15 protein-coding genes are annotated in these 18,050 nt (G+C 67.5%); 13 read left to right on the top strand and 2 right to left on the bottom strand.

The window, feature by feature from the left end; genetic code table 11:
- The first annotated feature begins 2 nt into the window (after positions 1–2).
- The 9 genes from DWQ67_RS02200 to nrdR all read left to right on the top strand — a co-directional run bounded on the left by DWQ67_RS02200 (position 3) and on the right by nrdR (position 9,885).
- Positions 3–770, top strand: coding sequence for a YggS family pyridoxal phosphate-dependent enzyme (locus DWQ67_RS02200; protein WP_121483932.1), 768 nt, complete (start codon positions 3–5; stop codon positions 768–770).
- A 62-nt stretch (positions 771–832) separates the two neighbouring features.
- Complete coding sequence (locus tag DWQ67_RS02205; RefSeq protein ID WP_121483933.1) at positions 833–1,372, top strand: cell division protein SepF; 540 nt, start codon at positions 833–835, stop codon at positions 1,370–1,372.
- A gap of 13 nt (positions 1,373–1,385) precedes the next feature.
- Positions 1,386–1,691 (top strand): YggT family protein, encoded by a 306-nt coding sequence (locus DWQ67_RS02210; RefSeq protein ID WP_325049601.1) that lies wholly within the window; start codon positions 1,386–1,388, stop codon positions 1,689–1,691.
- A 148-nt stretch (positions 1,692–1,839) separates the two neighbouring features.
- On the top strand, positions 1,840–2,547 hold the full coding sequence (locus DWQ67_RS02215) for a DivIVA domain-containing protein (protein WP_121483934.1): 708 nt from the start codon (positions 1,840–1,842) through the stop codon (positions 2,545–2,547).
- 102 nt (positions 2,548–2,649) lie between these two features.
- The gene (gene lspA / locus DWQ67_RS02220) at positions 2,650–3,255 is read left to right on the top strand and encodes a signal peptidase II (protein ID WP_199712575.1); all 606 of its coding nucleotides are present in this window, start codon (positions 2,650–2,652) and stop codon (positions 3,253–3,255) included.
- A complete protein-coding gene (locus tag DWQ67_RS02225; protein ID WP_121483935.1) occupies positions 3,255–4,187 on the top strand; it encodes an RluA family pseudouridine synthase in 933 nt (310 codons plus the stop codon). Before lspA ends, DWQ67_RS02225 begins: the two co-directional genes overlap by 1 nt.
- Positions 4,188–4,234: 47 nt before the next feature.
- Positions 4,235–7,801, top strand: coding sequence for a DNA polymerase III subunit alpha (gene dnaE / locus DWQ67_RS02230; protein ID WP_121483936.1), 3,567 nt, complete (start codon positions 4,235–4,237; stop codon positions 7,799–7,801).
- 95 nt (positions 7,802–7,896) lie between these two features.
- Positions 7,897–9,282 (top strand): histidinol dehydrogenase, encoded by a 1,386-nt coding sequence (gene hisD / locus DWQ67_RS02235; protein WP_407645776.1) that lies wholly within the window; start codon positions 7,897–7,899, stop codon positions 9,280–9,282.
- Positions 9,283–9,399: 117 nt separating this feature from the next.
- Entirely contained in the window at positions 9,400–9,885 is a 486-nt protein-coding gene (gene nrdR, locus DWQ67_RS02240) for a transcriptional regulator NrdR (protein ID WP_121483937.1), read from the top strand.
- Between the two features lie 186 nt (positions 9,886–10,071).
- Here the strand turns inward: nrdR and ppgK are convergent, their stop codons facing one another.
- A complete protein-coding gene (gene ppgK, locus DWQ67_RS02245) occupies positions 10,072–10,899 on the bottom strand; it encodes a polyphosphate--glucose phosphotransferase (RefSeq protein WP_121483938.1) in 828 nt (275 codons plus the stop codon).
- Positions 10,900–10,932: 33 nt separating this feature from the next.
- Positions 10,933–11,820, bottom strand: coding sequence for a type I methionyl aminopeptidase (gene map / locus DWQ67_RS02250; RefSeq protein WP_121483939.1), 888 nt, complete (start codon positions 11,818–11,820; stop codon positions 10,933–10,935).
- Between the two features lie 108 nt (positions 11,821–11,928).
- On the opposite strand from map, the gene DWQ67_RS02255 reads away from it, so the two are divergent.
- The 4 genes from DWQ67_RS02255 to DWQ67_RS02270 all read left to right on the top strand — a co-directional run bounded on the left by DWQ67_RS02255 (position 11,929) and on the right by DWQ67_RS02270 (position 18,032).
- The gene (locus DWQ67_RS02255) at positions 11,929–12,111 is read left to right on the top strand and encodes an SPOR domain-containing protein (protein WP_121483940.1); all 183 of its coding nucleotides are present in this window, start codon (positions 11,929–11,931) and stop codon (positions 12,109–12,111) included.
- 148 nt (positions 12,112–12,259) lie between these two features.
- Positions 12,260–13,600, top strand: coding sequence for a type I glutamate--ammonia ligase (gene glnA, locus DWQ67_RS02260; RefSeq protein WP_121483941.1), 1,341 nt, complete (start codon positions 12,260–12,262; stop codon positions 13,598–13,600).
- A 2-nt stretch (positions 13,601–13,602) separates the two neighbouring features.
- A complete protein-coding gene (locus DWQ67_RS02265) occupies positions 13,603–16,647 on the top strand; it encodes a bifunctional [glutamine synthetase] adenylyltransferase/[glutamine synthetase]-adenylyl-L-tyrosine phosphorylase (protein ID WP_233555868.1) in 3,045 nt (1,014 codons plus the stop codon).
- The gene (locus tag DWQ67_RS02270) at positions 16,644–18,032 is read left to right on the top strand and encodes an anthranilate synthase component I family protein (protein WP_121483942.1); all 1,389 of its coding nucleotides are present in this window, start codon (positions 16,644–16,646) and stop codon (positions 18,030–18,032) included. The genes DWQ67_RS02265 and DWQ67_RS02270 overlap by 4 nt, the downstream gene beginning before the upstream one ends.
- Positions 18,033–18,050: the final 18 nt, after the last annotated feature.

Genomic DNA, 18,050 nt, shown 5'->3' on the forward strand with positions numbered 1-18,050 from the left:
CGGTGAGCCAGCCGTTGCAGAGTCAGATCACCGAGGAACGCGCCGCCGAGCTGCGGAGGCGACTGAGCGGCGTCGAGCAACGAATCCAGGCCGCCACCGCGGCCTCCGGCCGCACCGAGGCCCCAGGGCTGATCGTGGTGACCAAGTTCTTCCCCGCCTCTGACGTCTTGGCGCTCACCCGGCTCGGCGTGGATCAGGTGGGAGAGAACCGTGAGCAGGAGGCGGGGCCAAAGGCCGCGGAGCTCGCGGAGGCGGGCGCGCGGCCGCACTGGCACTTCATAGGACAGCTGCAGAGCAACAAGGCCGCGCGGGTGGTGCGCTTTGCGCAGTCTGTGCACTCGGTGGATCGGGTGGGGCTGGTGAACGCCTTGGAGCGCGCCATGGCCCGGAGGGCCGAATCTGAGCCCGTGGAGGCGCCGCTGGGTTGTTACCTGCAGCTAGACCTGCGCACCCAGGCCTCGCGAGAGCAGAATCCGGACGCGCCGCGTGGTGGGGCTGAGCCGGGGGAGATGATCCGGCTCGCGGACGCGGTGGCTGGCTCCGCCCACCTGAGGCTGGAGGGCCTCATGGCGGTCGCGCCGCTGGGGGAGGACCCGGCGCCGGCGTTTGAGCGACTTGCACTGCTCTCCAGCGCGCTGCGGGAACGCCACCCTGGCGCCGTGCAGATCTCTGCCGGCATGAGCGGGGACCTTGAGGCGGCCGTTGCCGCTGGGGCGACACGCCTAAGAATCGGCTCCGATGTTCTGGGGCGCCGTCCAGGTCTGAGGTAGCGTCAGAGTGCGCGGTCGCGTCAGCACCGTGACGTGCACATCTTGAACGTAAGGGGACCGACATGGCCGGAGCACTCCGCAAGACCATGATCTATCTCGGCCTGGCCGAGGGTGACGAGCAGTCTGAGACTGAGCGTCACGAGTTGCAGGAAGTATCTTCGCGCGCCGCGGAACAGCCGCGCCAGCAGGCGGCGGCCCCCGCGCCCCGCCTGGTTGAGGCGCCGGCGCCCCGTCAGGCTCCCGTCGAGGACGAGGTCACGGAGTTCCGTGCGCCCGTGACCCCCATTAAGCGCGCTGCCGCTGCCCCGGAAGAGGACACTGATTTGCGTCAGATCACCACGGTTCATCCGCGTTCCTACAACGATGCCAAGACCATTGGCGAGAGCTTCCGTGACGGCATCCCGGTCATCATGAACGTGACTGACATGGGCGAGTCCGAGGCCAAGCGACTGGTCGATTTCTCCGCGGGCCTGGTCTTCGCCCTCCGCGGGAACATCGAGCGCGTGACCAACAAGGTTTTCCTGCTGACGCCCGCCGGCGTTGAGATCCTGGGCGAGGAACTCGCCGGGGACGAGCAGTCGGCCTTCTTCAACCAGAGCTGAGGCCCTGCCGCTCATGTCGCTGATGAACGCGCTTTTTGGAGTGCTTTACATCATCCTGACGCTGCTGATGCTGCTGCTCATGGCGCGTATCGTGGTGGACTTTGTTCAGATGTTTGCCCGGAGCTGGCGCCCGCGTGGCGCCTCCCTGGTCTTGGCTAGCACCGTGTACCGCACCACCGACGCACCCCTGAAGTGGGTCGGACGGATCATCCCGCCGCTGAACCTGGGCGGGATCCGCTTGGACCTCTCCTTCATCGTGGTGTTCTTCGTGGTGAGCATCCTGCAGAACGTGGTGCTGCGGATCGGTCTAACGCTGTAATCAATAAACTTGCGCCAAGCACTGTTCTAATCGTTATATAGTAAGAAACAGTGAAGGCGGCTCGGGGTACCTTTCCAGGAATCCCGTCCTCCGTGACGATGTCGCTCAGTCGGCATTGCCATACGTACCCAACTATCGAGGTGACCCGATGGCTCTGACGCCAGATGATGTAGTCAACAAGCGCTTCCAGCCGACGAAGTTTCGCGAGGGCTACGACCAGGATGAGGTCGACGACTTCCTCGACGAGGTCGTTGAAGAGCTCCGCCGTCTGACCAAGGACAACGACGAGCTGCGTGCGCAGCTTGCCGATTGCCAGGCAGGCAAGGCAAGCGACGCCCCCGTTCCGGCCCCCGTGGCCGTTGCGGCGACGGAGAGCAAGCCCGAGCCCGTCCCGGCCATCAACACGGTCAAGGCCGCGCCCGCCGTGGCAGAGCCTGCCGCTCCGGCCGCCGCCGTTTCCGCTCCCGTTGCCTCTGCGGCTCCCGCAGCCGGTGGCAACAGCGCCGAGAACGCCGCCGGCGTCCTCGCGATGGCCCAGCGTCTGCACGACGAGTACGTGAGCGCCGGTGCCACCGAGCGCGATCGCATCGTTGCAGAGGCCGAGACCAAGGCCGCTGGCCTGGTGTCCGGTGCAGAGGCCACCGCCCGCAAGACCACCTCTGAGGCCGAGGAGACCAAGCGCAAGACGCTGGCCGAGCTCGACCGCCAGCGGACGGGCCTCGAGTCCGAGATCGAGAAGCTGCGTGGCTTCGAGCGCGATTACCGCTCGCGTCTGCGCACGTACATCCAGGGTCAGCTCAAGGACCTGGATTCGGCCGGCCCCGTCGTGGGCGAGGCCAACGGTTCCTCGAACTAAATGTGACTGACGGCGACTCAGCCGTGACGACGGCGGCACCTCTTGGGTGCCGCCGTTGTTGTTTGACCTAGCACCCCCCCTTCCTCCAGGAGCTCCCAGCACATGCCAAGTAGCAGTACCGAAACCTCCCGCCGCCGGCCCCCGGCGACCCGTGGGACGGTCCTGACGATCGCGGCAGTGGTGCTGCTCATCGGTTACAGCGCGGATCAGTTCACCAAGTACCTCGTGGTCACCCATATGCAGCTCGGCGAGGTGATCTGGGTGCTGCCGCCGTTCCTGAAGTGGTACTCCATCCGCAACCCCGGCGCCGCCTTCTCCATGGGTGAGGGCTACACATGGATCTTTACGGTCTTTATGGCCATCGTGGCCGTCGGCGTCCTGGTGATGCTCCCGCGGGTTCGCTCACGGCTCTGGGGCCTGGCGCTTGGCGGATTGCTCACCGGCACGCTTGGCAACCTCACCGACCGGCTGTTCCAGCCCCCCGGCGCCGGTTCCGGGCACGTGGTGGACTTTGTCTCCGTCGGAAACTTTGCGATCTTCAACATCGCGGACTCCTTCATTGTCTGTTCCGTCATCGGGATCGTGGCGCTGCTGTGGTTCGGCGTGCAGATGGATGGCAGCCGCGGCGAGAAGGCCAAGGAAGAGACAGCGAAGGACTCGGCGCACGACGCCGAGGCAACACCAGAGCCTGGAAAGGACGCCGCCTGATGTCGGAAGAGAACGTGGCAGAGACTCACCTGAGCGTGGACCCCGCCGTCGTGGACGGCGAGTCCCGCCTGGACGTGCTCGTGGCGATTGAGGCAGAGGTCTCGCGCAGCGTCGCCGTGGCCTGGCTTAAGGAGGGCCGCGTGAGCGTGGACGGCAAGGTGGCCGCCAAGTCCCTCAGGCCAGCCGCCGGCGCACAGATTGTGGTGCGCGTCCCCGCCCCCAAAAGCTACGTGGAGGAACTCGTGCAGCCGCTGCCGGTCCTGTATGAGGACAACGACCTGATCATCATCAACAAGCCGGTCGGCGTCGCCGCGCACCCGTCCCCGGGTTGGGTGGGCCCCACGGTGTCCGGCCAGCTGGTGGCGCAGGGCGTGAGCATCTCCACCTCCGGAGCGGCGGAGCGCCAAGGCATTGTGCACCGGCTGGACGTGGGCACCTCCGGCTGCATGGCTGTGGCCAAGAGCGAGCGGGCCTATACGGGGCTCAAGGCAGCCTTCCATGACCGCACGCCCACCAAGGTGTACCACGCGGTGGTCCAGGGTCTCCCGGAGCCGCTCAAGGGAACCATCGACGCCCCGATCGGTCGCCACCCCGGGGCCTCCTGGCGCTTCGCCGTCACGACCGAGGGTCGCCGCGCCGTGACCCACTACGAGGTGGTGGAGGCCTTTGGCCCGGCCTCGTTGGTGCAGGTGCGCCTGGAGACGGGGCGCACGCACCAGATCCGCGTGCACTTTGCCGCGCTGCATCACGCCCTGGTGGGGGATCAGCAGTACGGTGCGGATCCCAAGGCGGCCGCCCAACTGGGCCTCACCCGGCAGTGGCTACACGCCGTCGGGCTGGGTTTTGAGCACCCCGTCACCGGGGAGCGGGTGGAGGTCCAGGCCGAGTACCCCAATGATCTGGTGACGTCGCTGGAGATCCTGCGCGGCTGAGCGCGTACACCCAGCAAGTCGTCGGGGTCACTGGCTAGGATGGATGGGTGCCAGGCAGCCTTGACGACGGTTTCGTCCATCTCCATAACCACACCGAGTACTCCATGCTGGACGGAGCCGCCCGTTTGGGCGATCTGTTCGAGGAGGTGCAACGCCTCGGGATGGATTCATTGGCCATCACCGATCATGGCTATCTCTTTGGCGCCTTTGATTTTTGGAATAAAGCGAAGGCGGCCGGGGTCCGTCCCATCCTCGGGATCGAGGCCTACGTCACCCCCGGCACAGCCCGCGGTGACAAGACCCGCGTGCGTTGGGGTGAGGAAAGCCAGCGCAAGGATGACGTCTCTGGCGGTGGCGCATACACCCACATGACCATGTGGGCGCAGAACAACGCCGGCTGGCAGAACCTCACGCGCGCCGCCTCCAGCGCCTCCCTTGACTCGGTTTTTGGCAAGTGGCCGCGCTTTGATCGCGAGCTGATCTCGCGGCACTCCGAGGGGATCATCGCCACCACGGGCTGCCCCTCAGGCGAGGTGCAGACCCGCCTGCGCCTTGGCCACTACGAGGAGGCCGTGAAGGCCGCCGCGGAGTTCCAGGACATCTTTGGCAAAGAGAACTACTTCTGCGAGCTGATGGACCACGGCCTTCCCATCGAGAATCGGGTGCGTCAGGACCTGCTGCGCCTATCCAAGCAGCTGCAGATTCCGCTGGTGGCCACCAACGATCTGCACTACACGCACGAGCAGGACGCCAAGGCACACGAGGCGCTGCTGGCCATCCAGTCCGGCTCCAATCTGCTGGAGCCCACCTATGATCAGGGCGGCTCGCGCTTTGCCTTCAGCGGCAGCGGCTACTACCTGAAGTCCCCACGGGAGATGCGGGAGCTGTTTCGCGACCTCCCAGAGGCGTGTGACAACACGCTGCTGATCGCCGAGCGCTGCGAGGTGGAGTTTGATCAGTCCATCGGCAAGTACATGCCCAAGTTCCCCACCCCTGAGGGCGAGGATGAGAACTCCTGGATCATCAAGGAGGTGGACAAGGGCCTGCACTACCGATACCCGGATGGCGTCCCGGAGGAGTCCCGCAAGCAGGCGGACTACGAGCTGGACATCATCATCAAGATGGGTTTCCCCGGCTACTTCCTGGTGGTCGCGGACTTCATCAACTGGTCCAAGGATCACGGGGTGCGCGTGGGGCCGGGCCGCGGCTCCGGCGCCGGCTCCATGGTGGCGTACGCCATGCGCATCACCGACCTGGATCCGCTAGAGCACGGTCTCATCTTTGAGCGCTTCCTCAACCCGGAACGCATCTCCATGCCTGACTTCGACGTTGACTTTGATGATCGCCGCCGGGCGGAGACCATCCACTACGTGACGGAGAAGTATGGGGCGGAGAAGGTCTCCATGATCGTCACGTACGGCTCCATCAAAACCAAGCAGGCGCTGAAGGACTCCTCACGTGTGCTGGGTTTCCCCTTCAGCATGGGTGAGCAACTGACCAAGGCGCTGCCGCCTGCCGTCATGGCCAAGGACATCTCCCTGGCGGACATCGAGGACACCAATGCCAAACGCTACGGCGAGGCGGGGGAGTTCCGGGAGTTGCTGAAGACCGATCCGGACGCCCGCAAGGTGTTTGATACGGCGATTGGCCTGGAGGGGCTCAAGCGTCAGTGGGGCGTGCACGCGGCCGGCGTCATCATGTCCTCAGACCCCATCATCGACGTGGTCCCGATCATGCGCCGCATCCAGGACGGCCAGGTCATCACGCAGTGGGACTACCCCATTTGTGAGTCGCTTGGTCTGATCAAGATGGACTTCTTGGGCCTGCGTAACCTCACGATCATCTCCGACGCCCTGGAGAACGTGCAGATCAACACGGGGGAGGAGATTGACCTAGAACGCCTTGCGGTGGACGACGCGGAGTCCTACAAGCTGCTCTCCCGCGGCGACACGCTGGGCGTGTTCCAGCTGGACGGCGGGCCCATGCGCTCGCTGCTTCGCCTGCTGCGCCCGGATAATTTTGAGGACATCTCCGCCGTCATTGCGCTGTACCGACCGGGCCCCATGGGCGCGGACTCCCATACCAACTACGCGCTGCGTAAGAACGATCTGCAAGAAAAGACCCCCATCCACCCGGAGCTGGCGGAGCCGCTCGCGGAGATCCTGGATACCACCTACGGCCTGATCGTGTATCAGGAGCAGGTCATGGCCATTGCGCAGAAGGTGGCCGGCTACTCCCTTGGCCAGGCGGACCTGCTGCGCCGCGCCATGGGCAAGAAGAAGAAGTCGGAGCTGGATAAGCAGTACGCCGGCTTCCATCAGGGCATGCTTGATCGCGGCTTCTCCGAGCCGGCCATCAAGTCGCTCTGGGACATCCTGTTGCCCTTCTCCGACTACGCCTTCAACAAGGCGCACTCGGCCGCCTATGGGTTGATTTCCTACTGGACCGCCTACTTCAAGGCCCACTACCCGGCCGAGTACATGGCCGCCCTGCTCACCTCCGTGGGAGATGACAAGGACAAGTCGGCGCTGTATCTGAACGAGTGCCGCCGCATGGGCATCTCCGTGCTGCCCCCGGACGTGAATGAGTCGAACCTGACCTTCACGCCCGTGGGCCGCGACATCCGCTTCGGCATGGGCGCCATCCGCAATGTGGGCTCCAACGTGGTGGACGGGATGGTGGCCGCCCGCGAGGAGAAGGGCCGCTTTGAGTCCTTTGCGGACTTCCTGAACAAGGTCCCCGCCGTGGTCTGCAACAAGCGCACCATCGAGTCCCTCATCAAGTCCGGCGCCTTCGATTCCCTGGGGGAGAGCAGGCGCGCGCTCTTGAGCGTGCATGAGGAGGCCGTGGAGCAGGCAGTTTCTCTCAAGCGCAACGAGGCGGCCAACCAGTTTGACCTGTTCTCCATGTCCGGTGATGACTCGCTCATGAACGCCCTGGAGATTGAGGTTCCGCCGCTTCCGGAGTGGGACAAGAAGGACAAGCTGAACTTTGAGCGAGAGATGTTGGGGCTTTACGTCTCCGATCACCCGCTGAAGGGTTTGGATGACATGTTGGCCAGCCAGGCGGACATGGCGGTGAACCGCGTGGTCTCCGAGGACGGGCCGGCGGACGGGCAGCGTGTGACGATCGCCGGCATGATCTCCGGCCTGCAGCGCCGCGTGGCCAAATCCTCCGGCAACCCCTATGCCCGCTGCGAGATCGAGGACCTCTCCGGTTCCATGGAGGTCATGTTCTTTGGGCAGGCGTACCAGCCCATTGCCACGGTCCTTGCAGAGGACCTGATTGTGGTGGTGACCGGCCGCGTGCAGCGCCGCGACGACGGTTCCATCACGCTCTCCGCGCAGGAGCTGCGGATCCCGGACATCGTGGAGGATGGCACCACGGGCCCGGTGGTGCTCTCGCTGCCCACCCATAAGGCCACGGAGCCGGTGATTCAACGCCTGGCGGACGTGCTGCGGGCCCACCCGGGGCAATCCGAGGTGAGGGTGAAGCTGCACGGGACCCAGTCGGTGGAGATCATGCGGCTGGGACACGCCTTCCGCGTGAGCCCCAACCCGGCGCTCTTCGGTGACCTGAAGGTGCTCTTGGGTCCCACCTGCCTGGACGGCTAACGGTTGACGGCTGACGGCTGACGGCTGACGGCTGAAGGGCGCGGGCCGCGCGTCACGTGGGCGGGCCCTGGGGCACGCCTCACTAGAATGGTGGGGTGAGTGATCTTGCGAACCTGAGCCTGTCCGTCACCGATCTGCGCGGTGCCGCGAAGAGCAGTACCCTCCCGGGCAGTGCCGCCCCGAGCGATGCCGAGTTGTTGGCCGCCCTGCCGCGCCTGCATCGCGCCCCGGGGGACGGACCGGAGGCCGCGGTGTGCGCCATTCTGGACCAGGTGCGTGGCCGGGGCGCCGCTGCCGTGCAGGAGTTCTCTGAGCGGTTCGACGGCGTGCGCCCGGCTCGGTTGCGCGTGCCGGCCGCCGCGTTGGTGGCGGCCCTGGAGGAGCTGGACCCTGCCATCCGGGCGGCCCTCGAGGCCTCCATCGACCGGGCGCGGGCCTTCGCCGCGGACCAGCTCCCGCAGGACGTCACCACAAGCTTTGGCGCGGATGCCTCCGTCACGGTGCGCTGGGTCCCCGTGCAGCGTGTGGGGTTGTACGTGCCCGGCGGGCTGGCCGTGTACCCGTCCTCGGTGATCATGAATGTGGTCCCGGCGCAGGCGGCGGGCGTGAGCTCGGTGGCGTTGGTGTCCCCGCCCGCGCGCGATGGCTCGGGGCTCCCGCACCCCACCATCCTTGCCGCGGCGCAGCTGCTCGGGGTGAGCGAGGTGTACGCCATGGGCGGCGCCCAGGCCATCGCCGCGCTGGCGTACGGGCTGGAAGCGGACCCGGAGCAGGGGCTTCCAGAGGCGCTGGCCCCGGTCAGCCTCATCACCGGTCCCGGCAACAAGTTTGTGGCGACCGCTAAGGGCCTGCTCAAGGGCCTCGTGGGTATCGACGCGGAGGCCGGGCCAACGGAAATCGCCATCCTCGCGGATTCCACCGCGAACCCGGAGTTTGTGGCAGCGGACCTGATCTCGCAGGCGGAGCATGATCCGGAGGCGGCGAGTGTGCTCATCACCGACTCTGAGGCGCTGGTGAGCGCCCTGCAGGAGCCGCTGGCCCGGCAGGTGGCCGCCACCAAGCACACCGAGCGCGTGGTGACCTCGCTGACGGGTGAGCAGTCTGGGGTGCTGCTCGTCGCGGACCTGGACACCGCCGTGCGTGCCGCCAATCTCTACGCCGCGGAGCACCTGGAGATCCACACCGCCGATCCGGACGCCGTGGCGGAGCGGATTGTGAATGCCGGCGCGGTGTTTGTGGGGGAGTACTCACCCGTGAGCCTTGGCGACTACTCCGCCGGGTCAAATCACGTGCTTCCGACCCTGGGCACTGCCCTTCACGCCTCCGGGCTGCACACCGCCACCTTCCTGAAGGCCCAACAGGAGATCCGCTACGGGCGTGCCGGGCTGGCCCAGGTGGCCGGCCACGTGCGCACGCTGGCGGATGCGGAGGACCTTCCCGCGCACGGCGACGCGGTGGATGTGCGCTCCAGCCTGGCGTAGCCGGGGGATTTCACAGCTTCTTGTTGTTGTTTCACAAGTCGTGGATCTATGCTTGGCGCACGAGTGCCAGCGCCGAGGCGGCGTTGGCAGATCCCCACGAGGAAAGGAGTCAGGGCCATGTTCTGTCCATATTGTCGTCACCCAGATTCCCGCGTGGTGGACTCGAGAGTCTTTGAGGACGGCTCGGCGATTCGCCGCCGTCGTCAGTGCAGCAACTGCGGCCGCCGCTTCACCACGTTGGAGACCGCGAGCCTCTCCGTCTTGAAGCGCTCCGGCGTGGCAGAGCCCTTCAGCCGAGCCAAGATCATCAACGGTGTCCGCAAGGCGTGCCAGGGGCGGCCGGTCTCTGATGATGACCTAGCACTGCTGGCCCAGGAGGTGGAGGAGAGCATTCGCGGCGAGGGCGCAGCGGAGGTGGACGCCCACCGCGTTGGCCTGGCCATCCTTGCTCCCTTGCGCCGGCTGGATCAGGTCGCCTATCTTCGTTTTGCGAGTGTTTACCAGGACTTTGAAACCCTGGCGGACTTCGAGGCCGCGATCGCCACGTTGCGTGAGGACCACGGCGACGCGGCACCGGCCCAGAGACCGCTCACGGCGCGTTAGCCGGGAGCCACGGACACCGGCGGCGGTGTGGGAGGGGAAGCCCAGGCCGTCGCCGGTAGCACGCCAGCACAACTGCCGGTCAGCACAGCTGCCAGTCGGTACAACTGCCGGTCGGCACTACTGCCGGCAAAACAGCACAGGCCCAGCACCCGTTCGGGTGCTGGGCCTGTGCTGTCACCGGGTGTCTTAGGCGCCCTTTTCGGCCTTCTCTGCCTTCTTCGCCTTGTCCTTGCTCACCTGGGTGGCGTGATGCGCGGCCCCCACGATCCCGGCGTTGTTCTTGAGCTTGGCGGGGAGGATGGGGGTCTTGAGGTTCAGCAGAGGCAGGAAGTCCTCGCTGCGCTTGGAGATGCCGCCGCCCACAATGAAGAGCTGCGGGGTGAAGAGGAACTCGACGTGGCTGAAGTAGCGCTGCAACCGGACCGCGTACTCCTCCCAGCTGAGGCCATCGCGCTCCCGCGCGGTGGCGGAGGCCTGGGACTCGGCGTTGTGGCCGTCAATCTCCAGGTGACCCAGCTCGGTATTGGGAACCAGGCGGCCGTTGCTGACCATGCCGGAACCGATGCCCGTGCCGAGCGTGATGGTCATGACGGTTCCCTCCGTCTCCTTGCCTGCGCCGTAGATCGCTTCGGCCAGCCCAGCGGCGTCGGCGTCGTTCATCAGGCGCACCGGGCGGCCGAGCGTGGCGGTGAAGAGCGCGTCCGCGTCCGTGCCGATCCAGGACTTGTCCACATTCGCCGCGGAGAGAGTCACGCCGTCCGCAACAATCGCGGGGAAGGTGACGCCCACCGTGGTGTGCGCTGCGGGGGCCTCGGGGCGCGAGGTCAGCTCGGCGACCACGGCCGCGAGCGTCATGGCCACGGCCTCCGGGGTGGCGGGTTTGGGGGTGTCCAGGCGGAAGCGTTCGCCCACCAGCTTGCCCTTGCGCAGGTCGACGATGCCGCCCTTGATGCCGGTGCCCCCAATGTCGATGCCGATGGCATAGCGGTGAGAGGCGGAGTCGTGGTGTCCCATACGAGTCGTGTACTTCCTGTACGTGGCCGGAGCTTAGGCGCCGGCGGAGGTCGGGAGGGTCAGAATTTCTGCGCCGTCCTCGTTGACGACCAGCGTGTGTTCGAACTGGGCTGTCCGGCGGCGATCGCGCGTCACCGCGGTCCAGTCATCGGCCCACAGATCCCACTCGATGCCACCGAGCGTCAGCATCGGCTCGATCGTGAAAACCATACCGGGCTGGATCACCGTGGAGTAGCCCGGCGCGGCGTCGTAGTGCGGAACCACCAGGCCGGTGTGGAAGGCCTCGCCCACGCCGTGCCCCGTGAAGTCCCTGACCACGCCTAGCCCGTGCCGTTTGGCGTAGACCTCGATGCTGCGTCCAATGATGTTGATTTCGCGGCCCGGTTTCACGGCCTTGATGCCGCGGCGCAGCGCCTCCCTGGTGTGCTCCACCAGTGCCGCGGACTCGGCATCCACGTCCCCGGCCAGGAAGGTGGCGTTGGTGTCCCCGTGCACGCCGCCGATGTAGGCGGTGATGTCGATGTTCACGATGTCCCCGTCCTGGACCACGGTGGTGTCCGGGATGCCGTGGCAGATGACCTCGTTGATGGAGCTGCACAGAGACTTGGGGAAGCCGCGGTAGCCCAGGGTGGAGGGGTACGCGCCGTGGGAGATCAGGTAGTCGTGGCCCACCCGGTCCAGCTCATCCGTCGTGACCCCTGGGCGCACGTGCTCTCCGACCAGCTCCAGCGCGTCCGCCGCGATGCGGGAGGCCACGCGGATGCGGCTGAGCGTGTCGGCGTCCTTGACCTCCGAACCGGTGAAGGGGGTCGGTGCCGGGCGGTCCACGTACTCGGGACGGGGGATCGAGTGAGGAACGGGGCGGCGGGGGGACACGGTGCCGGGGACGAGAGTTCCCAGGGGGGCTGAGGCGGCGGGCATGATCTGCAGTCTATTCCTCGCCGGAGGCGTGCGCGCGGGCTAGGGTGTTTTGCAACGAGGTGTCCCCACCGGGGACGCGCCACGTCAAGCAACACGAAGGAGTAGACCATGTCGGATGCGCGCGAGGGCGACTACTGGTACAACGTGAACACCCATGAGGTGGAGGTGGGCCCGCAGTCGGATTGGACGCAGCTGATTGGGCCGTACAAGACCCGCGAGGAGGCCGCGGCAGCGCCCGCCAAGGTGAAGGCGCGCAACGAGGCGTGGGATGGCGAGGACGCGGAGGACTAGGCCAGGACGGCTGAACCATGTTTCAGTCGTGTGAACCCTGCGGCGCCGCCGAGGAGGAGTCAGGCTCCTCTGGTTAGAGTGGAGGCGGGCGCCCCGCGCGCCCGCACCCACCGGCCTTTCGCCGGCCCGCCTGCCCCCAGGAGAGGTCATGGATCGTCAGCAAGAGTTCGTCCTGCGCACCATCGAGGAGCGCGACGTACGCTTTGTGCGCTTGTGGTTCACCGACGTCGTCGGCTCACTGAAGTCGGTGGCGCTGGCACCGGCAGAGGTTGAGGGAGCTTTCGCGGAGGGCCTGGGTTTTGACGGCTCATCCATCGAGGGGCTCTCGCGGATCTCTGAGTCCGACATGCTGTTGCGCCCGGATCCCTCCACCTTCCAAATCTTGCCGTGGCGCGGCGAGGTGGAACCCACCAGCCGCATGTTCTGCGACATTCTGACCCCGGATGGGGACGCCTCCCCGGCGGACCCTCGCCATGTGCTCAAGCGCCAGCTGAACCTGGCAGCTGACCTGGGGTTCACCTGCTACACCCACCCAGAGGTGGAGTTCTACCTGCTCAAGAGCGATGAGCTTGGCGCCAACGGCAAGCCGCGCCCCGTGGATCAGGGTGGCTACTTTGATCATGTGCCCGGCGGCGTGGGTCAAGACTTTAGGCGCCAGGCCGTGACGATGCTTGAGGATGTGGGGATCTCCGTTGAGTTCTCACATCACGAGAACGGACCGGGTCAGAACGAGATTGACCTGCGTTACGCGGACGCCCTCACCACGGCGGATAACCTCATGACCTTCCGCACCGTGGTCAAGGAGGTGGCCCTGCAGCAGGGCATCTACGCCACGTTCATGCCCAAGCCCTTCTCTGAGCATCCGGGCTCTGGCATGCACACCCACTTCTCCCTCTTTGAGGGGGACAGCAACGCGTTCTTTGAGGCTGGGCAGGAGTATCAGCTCTCCACCACAGCCCGCCAGTTCATCGCCGGGATCCTGCGCCACGCGCCGGAGATGACGGCCGTGACCAACCAGTTTGTGAACTCCTATAAGCGCATGTGGGGCGGCGGTGAGGCCCCCAGCCACGTGTCCTGGGGGCACAACAACCGCTCCGCCCTGGTGCGGGTGCCGCTGTATAAGCCCAACAAGGGCCAGAGCGCTCGCATCGAATATCGCGGCATCGACTCCGCCTGCAACCCGTACCTGGCCTACGCCGTGGTGCTTGGTGCCGGGCTCAAGGGCATCCAGGAGGGCTACGAGCTGGGCCCCGCCGCAGAGGATGATGTCTGGAGCCTGACCACCTCGGAGCGCCGCGCCCTGGGCCACAACCCGCTTCCGGGCTCGCTCCACGACGCGATGCGCGCCATGGAGAACTCCGAGTTCATGGCAGAGGTGTTGGGGGAGCGGGTCTTTGAGTCGGTCCTGCGCAATAAGCAGGACGAGTGGGATGCGTACCGCCACGACGTGAGCCCGTTTGAACTGAACCGCTACCTCGGCATGCTCTGAGCGTGTCCCCCGCGGAAGAGGTGAGCACTCGCGCCCTGTTGGGCGCGGGTTTCCTCGACGTTGAACGGGCGCGGCGCTTCCTCTCTGCCGCCGAGCTGGAGGCCGCCTCACCCGAGCGCCTGTTGAGAGGTCTTGCCCTGGCGGCTGACCCGGACCAGGCCCTGATGGGCCTGGTGCGCCTGGCGGAGCGCGCGCCGGGCGTGGTGGCCCTGGCGGACGACGTCATGGCGCACCGCCCGCTGTTCCGCCTCCTGGGTGCCTCTGAGGCTTTGGGGGACTTCCTGGTGCGCCACCCAGGGCACCTTGGCTTGGTTGCCCTGCAACGCGACAGGGACTTCATCCCTGCCAATGCGCAGGACCTGCGCGAGGAGCTGCTGCTGGCCGTTGGCGCCGACCCGGAGGATGCCGAGCCGGTGGCTGGCCTGAGCGGCGCCGAGGGGGCAGAGGCCCTGCGCTCGGCCTACCGCGCCGCGCTGGTGGACTGCGCGCTGCGAGATGTCAGCGTGGCGGATCCGGTGGCCGCCGTGGGCTGGGTGGCCGTGGAGCTGGCGGACCTGGCCGGGGCGGCAGTGGAGGCCGCGCTGGCGATTGCCCGCGCCGAGGTGGCGGCCGCGCACCCGGAACTCCAGACCTCCGCCGTGCACCTGGCCGTGATCGGCATGGGCAAGTGCGGCGCCCGGGAGCTGAACTACATCTCCGATGTGGACGTCATCTACGTACACAGCGTGGACCCGGAGGCCAGCCAGCAGACGCAGGACGCCGCAGCAACCCTGGCCACGGAGCTCGCCAAGGCCACCACGCGCGCCGTGTCCGCGCCCGGCAAGGAGCCTGCCCTGTGGGAGCTGGACGCCAATCTGCGCCCCGAGGGCAAGGACGGAGCCCTCTCGCGCAGCGTTGACTCCCACGTGAACTATTTGGAGCGCTGGGCGCGGGACTGGGAGTTCCAAGCGTTGCTCAAGGCGCGCACCATCGCAGGGTGCCGCAGCCTCGGCGCGGAGTATGAGAACGCCGTCGGGCCCTATGTTTGGGCCTCTTCACAACGTCCAGGCTTTGTGGAATCCGTGCAGCAGATGCGTTCCCGCGTCACGGATAACATCCCCGCCGCGGAGGTGGACCGCCAGCTCAAGCTGGGCCCGGGCGGGCTACGGGACGTGGAGTTCACGGTGCAGCTGCTGCAGCTGGTGCACGCGCGCGTGGATGAGAGCCTGCAGGTGCGCGGCACCCTTCCGGCACTGAACGCCCTGGGCAAGGCCGCCTACATTTCCCGGGAGGACGCGGCGGAGTTCAGCCAGGATTACAAGGTGCTGCGGCTGCTGGAGCACCGCATTCAGCTCACCCGCATGCGCCGCACGCACCTGATGCCCACGCGGGAGAATGAGCAGCGCGTGCTGGCCAGGGGCGTGGCGGATCCGGACGCCATGCAACGCACCTCTGGCGCGGAGCTGCTTAAGTCCTGGCGCAAGGTCAAACAGCGGGTGCGCGGGCTGCACCAGAAGCTCTTCTTCCGCCCGTTGCTGGCCACCGCCGCGCGGCTGGGGGATGAGGAGGTGCGCCTGAGCCCGGAGGCCGCACAGGCCCGCCTGGCCGCCTTGGGTTACGCGGATCCGCGCCAGGCCATGCGCCACATCGAGGCCCTCACCACCGGCGTCTCACGGACCGCCTCGGTGCAACGCCAGCTGCTGCCGGTGATGCTGGGGTGGATGGCAGAGGGCGTGGACCCGGACGCCGCGCTGCTGGGTTTCCGCCGCCTCTCCGATTCCCTGGGCGGCGGCCACTGGTTCCTTGGCATGCTGCGCGATTCCCCGGCGGGCGCCGAGCGACTGTGCCGCATCCTTGGCACCTCTCGGCTAGTCACGGACCTGCTGGAGGTCTCGCCGGAGTCCACCGCTTGGTTGGGCGATGACCGGGAGTTGGAGACGGAGTCCTGGGACCGGCTCTGGACGGAGATCTCCTCCAAGCTGCGCCGCCATCAGCAAGATCCCGACGGCGGCATGCGCCTGGTGAGGGTGCTGCGGCAACGCGAGCAGCTGCGCACGGCGCTGGCGGACGGCGCCGGGTTGCTTGGCGTGGAGGGCGTGGGGCCCGCGCTCGCCGACGCCGACCGCGCGGCGATCCTCGGCGCGCTCCGAGTCGCGGAGCAGCGCGAGTTTCTGGCCACTCCGCAGCTCACACACCTGCTGGTGGTGGCGATGGGCCGCCAGGGCGGGCGCGAGATTGGCTACGGCTCCGACGCTGACGTGCTCTATGTCCACGCGCCCACCCCCGGAGCGGATCCGGAGGCGGCACAGGCCCAGGCGCTGCGCCTGGCTCAGGGCATGGCGCAGATGTTGCAGAAGCCGCTCTCCCCGCCCGTGTTGGGGGAGCGCAAGCTGCAGCTGGACTCGGACCTGCGACCGGAGGGCCGCCAGGGGCCCCTGGTGCGCACAGTGGAGTCCTACGCCGAGTACTACACGCGCTGGGCGGAGGTCTGGGAGCGACAGGCGCTGATCCGGGCTCGTCCGTTGGCCGGCTCCGACGAGGTGGCGGCGGCGTTCGCGGCCGTGATTGACCCGGTGCGCTACGAACGCGGCCTGAGCGATCACGACTTGTATGAGATCCGCCGCATCAAGGCCCGCGTGGAGGGCGAGCGGCTGCCCCGCGGCGCCGATCCCAAGCGCCACCTCAAGCTGGGACCCGGTGGCCTCAGCGACGTGGAGTGGCTGGTCCAAACACTGCAGTTGCGTCACGCGGGCGAGTACCCAGAGCTGCGCGTGACGGGCACGCTGGCCGCGCTGCGCGGACTCGCGGCCGCCGAGCTGCTGACCCCGGCGCAGGCCGCGGCGCTGGAAAGCGCCTGGCTGCTGGCCTCGGACGTCCGGGCAGCCGTGGTGGCCTGCACCGGGCGTGCAGCGGACTCGCTGCCGACCAACCGCCAGGAGCTCCAGGCCGTGGCCCAGTGGACCGGCTACGGCAAGGATCACGCCGTGGCGCTGGAGGAGGACTGGTTGCGGATCTCCCGGCGCGCCCGCGGAGTCTTTGAGGACTTCTTCTACCCGGGCGGCATGTGAGCGCCACCATGCAGGCGGAAGACCTGGCGCGGGTGATCTGGGATCAGGGCCGTGACCTGGTGTGGACGGAGGATGCCGTCACCGGGTCCGCCTTTGTGGGCACCGGGGAGACCCTGCTGAGCGGTGCCGAGGTGGATTCCCTGCTGGAGAGTTTGATCGTGGGTCAGCAACCGGAGGGGGCCCCGGCGGACCCCGGGCTCGGGTGGACCGGCTGGCTCAGCTACGAGGGCATGCGCGGGGCGCTTGGCGTGCCCGGATACGGCGAGGAGCACGGCGGTCACCGCTTCCTTCACGTGCTCGACGGCGTGCGCTTTACCCCCGACTCCCCGCCCCGGTGGGTGGTCCAAGACTCGGTGCGCGGCCCCGAACGGGAGCGGCTTTGTGCCGCGGCGCGTCAGCGGTGGGCGGCTGCGCTGACCGCTTTTGCACAAACCGGCCCCGCGCGGTCCGGCCCCGTGCAAGCTGGCGTTGCGCAGTCCGGCCCCGCACCCGAGGGGCCGCTGGCAGGCGGAGCCCAGCCACCGTCGTCGGGCAAGGTGTTGTGGGCGCACACCCGCGAGGAATACCTCGGGGCGGTCGCGGATGCCCAGGCGGCCATCGTGGAGGGCGAGGTCTTTGTCCTCTGCCTCACCACCCGCGCCACCGTGGCAGGGGAGTGGGACGCATTCGAGACGTTCCTTGCCCTGCGAGAGGCGAGCCCCACCCAACACCTCGCGCTGCTGCGCTTGGGTGAGGTCAGCCTGGTCGCCGCCTCTCCGGAGCTGCTGCTGAGACTGGACGGTGCCCGCCGGGCACGCACGCACCCCATCAAGGGCACCCGAGCCCGCGTCCCGGACCCGGAGCTTGACGCGCTGGAGGCGCAGGCGCTCGCCGCGGATCCCAAGGAACGGGCCGAAAATCTCATGATCGTCGACGTGGCGCGCAACGATATGAGCCGCGTGTGCGAGCCCGGCAGCGTGCGCGTGGAACGGCTCTGGGGCGTGGATTCCTATGCGGGCCTGCACCAGCTGGTGAGCGAGGTCAGTGGGACGGTGGAGCAAGGGGTGAGCGTGGGGGAGGTGCTGCGATCGCTGGCGCCGGGATGCTCCATGACAGGGGCGCCCAAGCACAGGGCCGCGCAGCTGATCCAGGACCTGGAACCGGTCCCGCGCGGGCTCTATTCGGGGTGCTTCGGCACCGTTGGCCCGGGTGGAACGGTGGAGCTGGCCATGGCCATCCGCTGCGCCGTGATGACGGCCGACGCCGCCAGCGTGGGGGTGGGCGGTGGGATTACCTCAGATTCGGTCCCGGAGCGGGAGTGGGCGGAGGTTCACTTGAAGGCGCGGCTAACTCTGGGGGGGTTGCGCGCATCGAGCCCCGTGGCAGGGAACGTGGGGGCTGTCTGACGGTAGGGCGTCGCCCCG

It is taken from the genome of Galactobacter caseinivorans (assembly GCF_003640665.1).
GTDB classification, from domain to species: Bacteria; Actinomycetota; Actinomycetes; order Actinomycetales; family Micrococcaceae; genus Galactobacter; species Galactobacter caseinivorans.

What these genes read in the sequence shown, in the direction of transcription:
- DWQ67_RS02205 (WP_121483933.1), top strand. Translation starts at nt 833, where the DNA reads ATGGCCGGAGCACTCCGCAAGACCATGATCTATCTCGGCCTGGCCGAG.
- DWQ67_RS02215 (WP_121483934.1), top strand. Translation starts at nt 1,840, where the DNA reads ATGGCTCTGACGCCAGATGATGTAGTCAACAAGCGCTTCCAGCCGACG.
- DWQ67_RS02210 (WP_325049601.1), top strand. Translation starts at nt 1,386, where the DNA reads ATGTCGCTGATGAACGCGCTTTTTGGAGTGCTTTACATCATCCTGACG.
- nrdR (WP_121483937.1), top strand. Translation starts at nt 9,400, where the DNA reads ATGTTCTGTCCATATTGTCGTCACCCAGATTCCCGCGTGGTGGACTCG.
- DWQ67_RS02255 (WP_121483940.1), top strand. Translation starts at nt 11,929, where the DNA reads ATGTCGGATGCGCGCGAGGGCGACTACTGGTACAACGTGAACACCCAT.
- ppgK (WP_121483938.1), bottom strand. Translation starts at nt 10,899, where the DNA reads ATGGGACACCACGACTCCGCCTCTCACCGCTATGCCATCGGCATCGAC.
- glnA (WP_121483941.1), top strand. Translation starts at nt 12,260, where the DNA reads ATGGATCGTCAGCAAGAGTTCGTCCTGCGCACCATCGAGGAGCGCGAC.
- lspA (WP_199712575.1), top strand. Translation starts at nt 2,650, where the DNA reads ATGCCAAGTAGCAGTACCGAAACCTCCCGCCGCCGGCCCCCGGCGACC.
- map (WP_121483939.1), bottom strand. Translation starts at nt 11,820, where the DNA reads ATGCCCGCCGCCTCAGCCCCCCTGGGAACTCTCGTCCCCGGCACCGTG.
- DWQ67_RS02225 (WP_121483935.1), top strand. Translation starts at nt 3,255, where the DNA reads ATGTCGGAAGAGAACGTGGCAGAGACTCACCTGAGCGTGGACCCCGCC.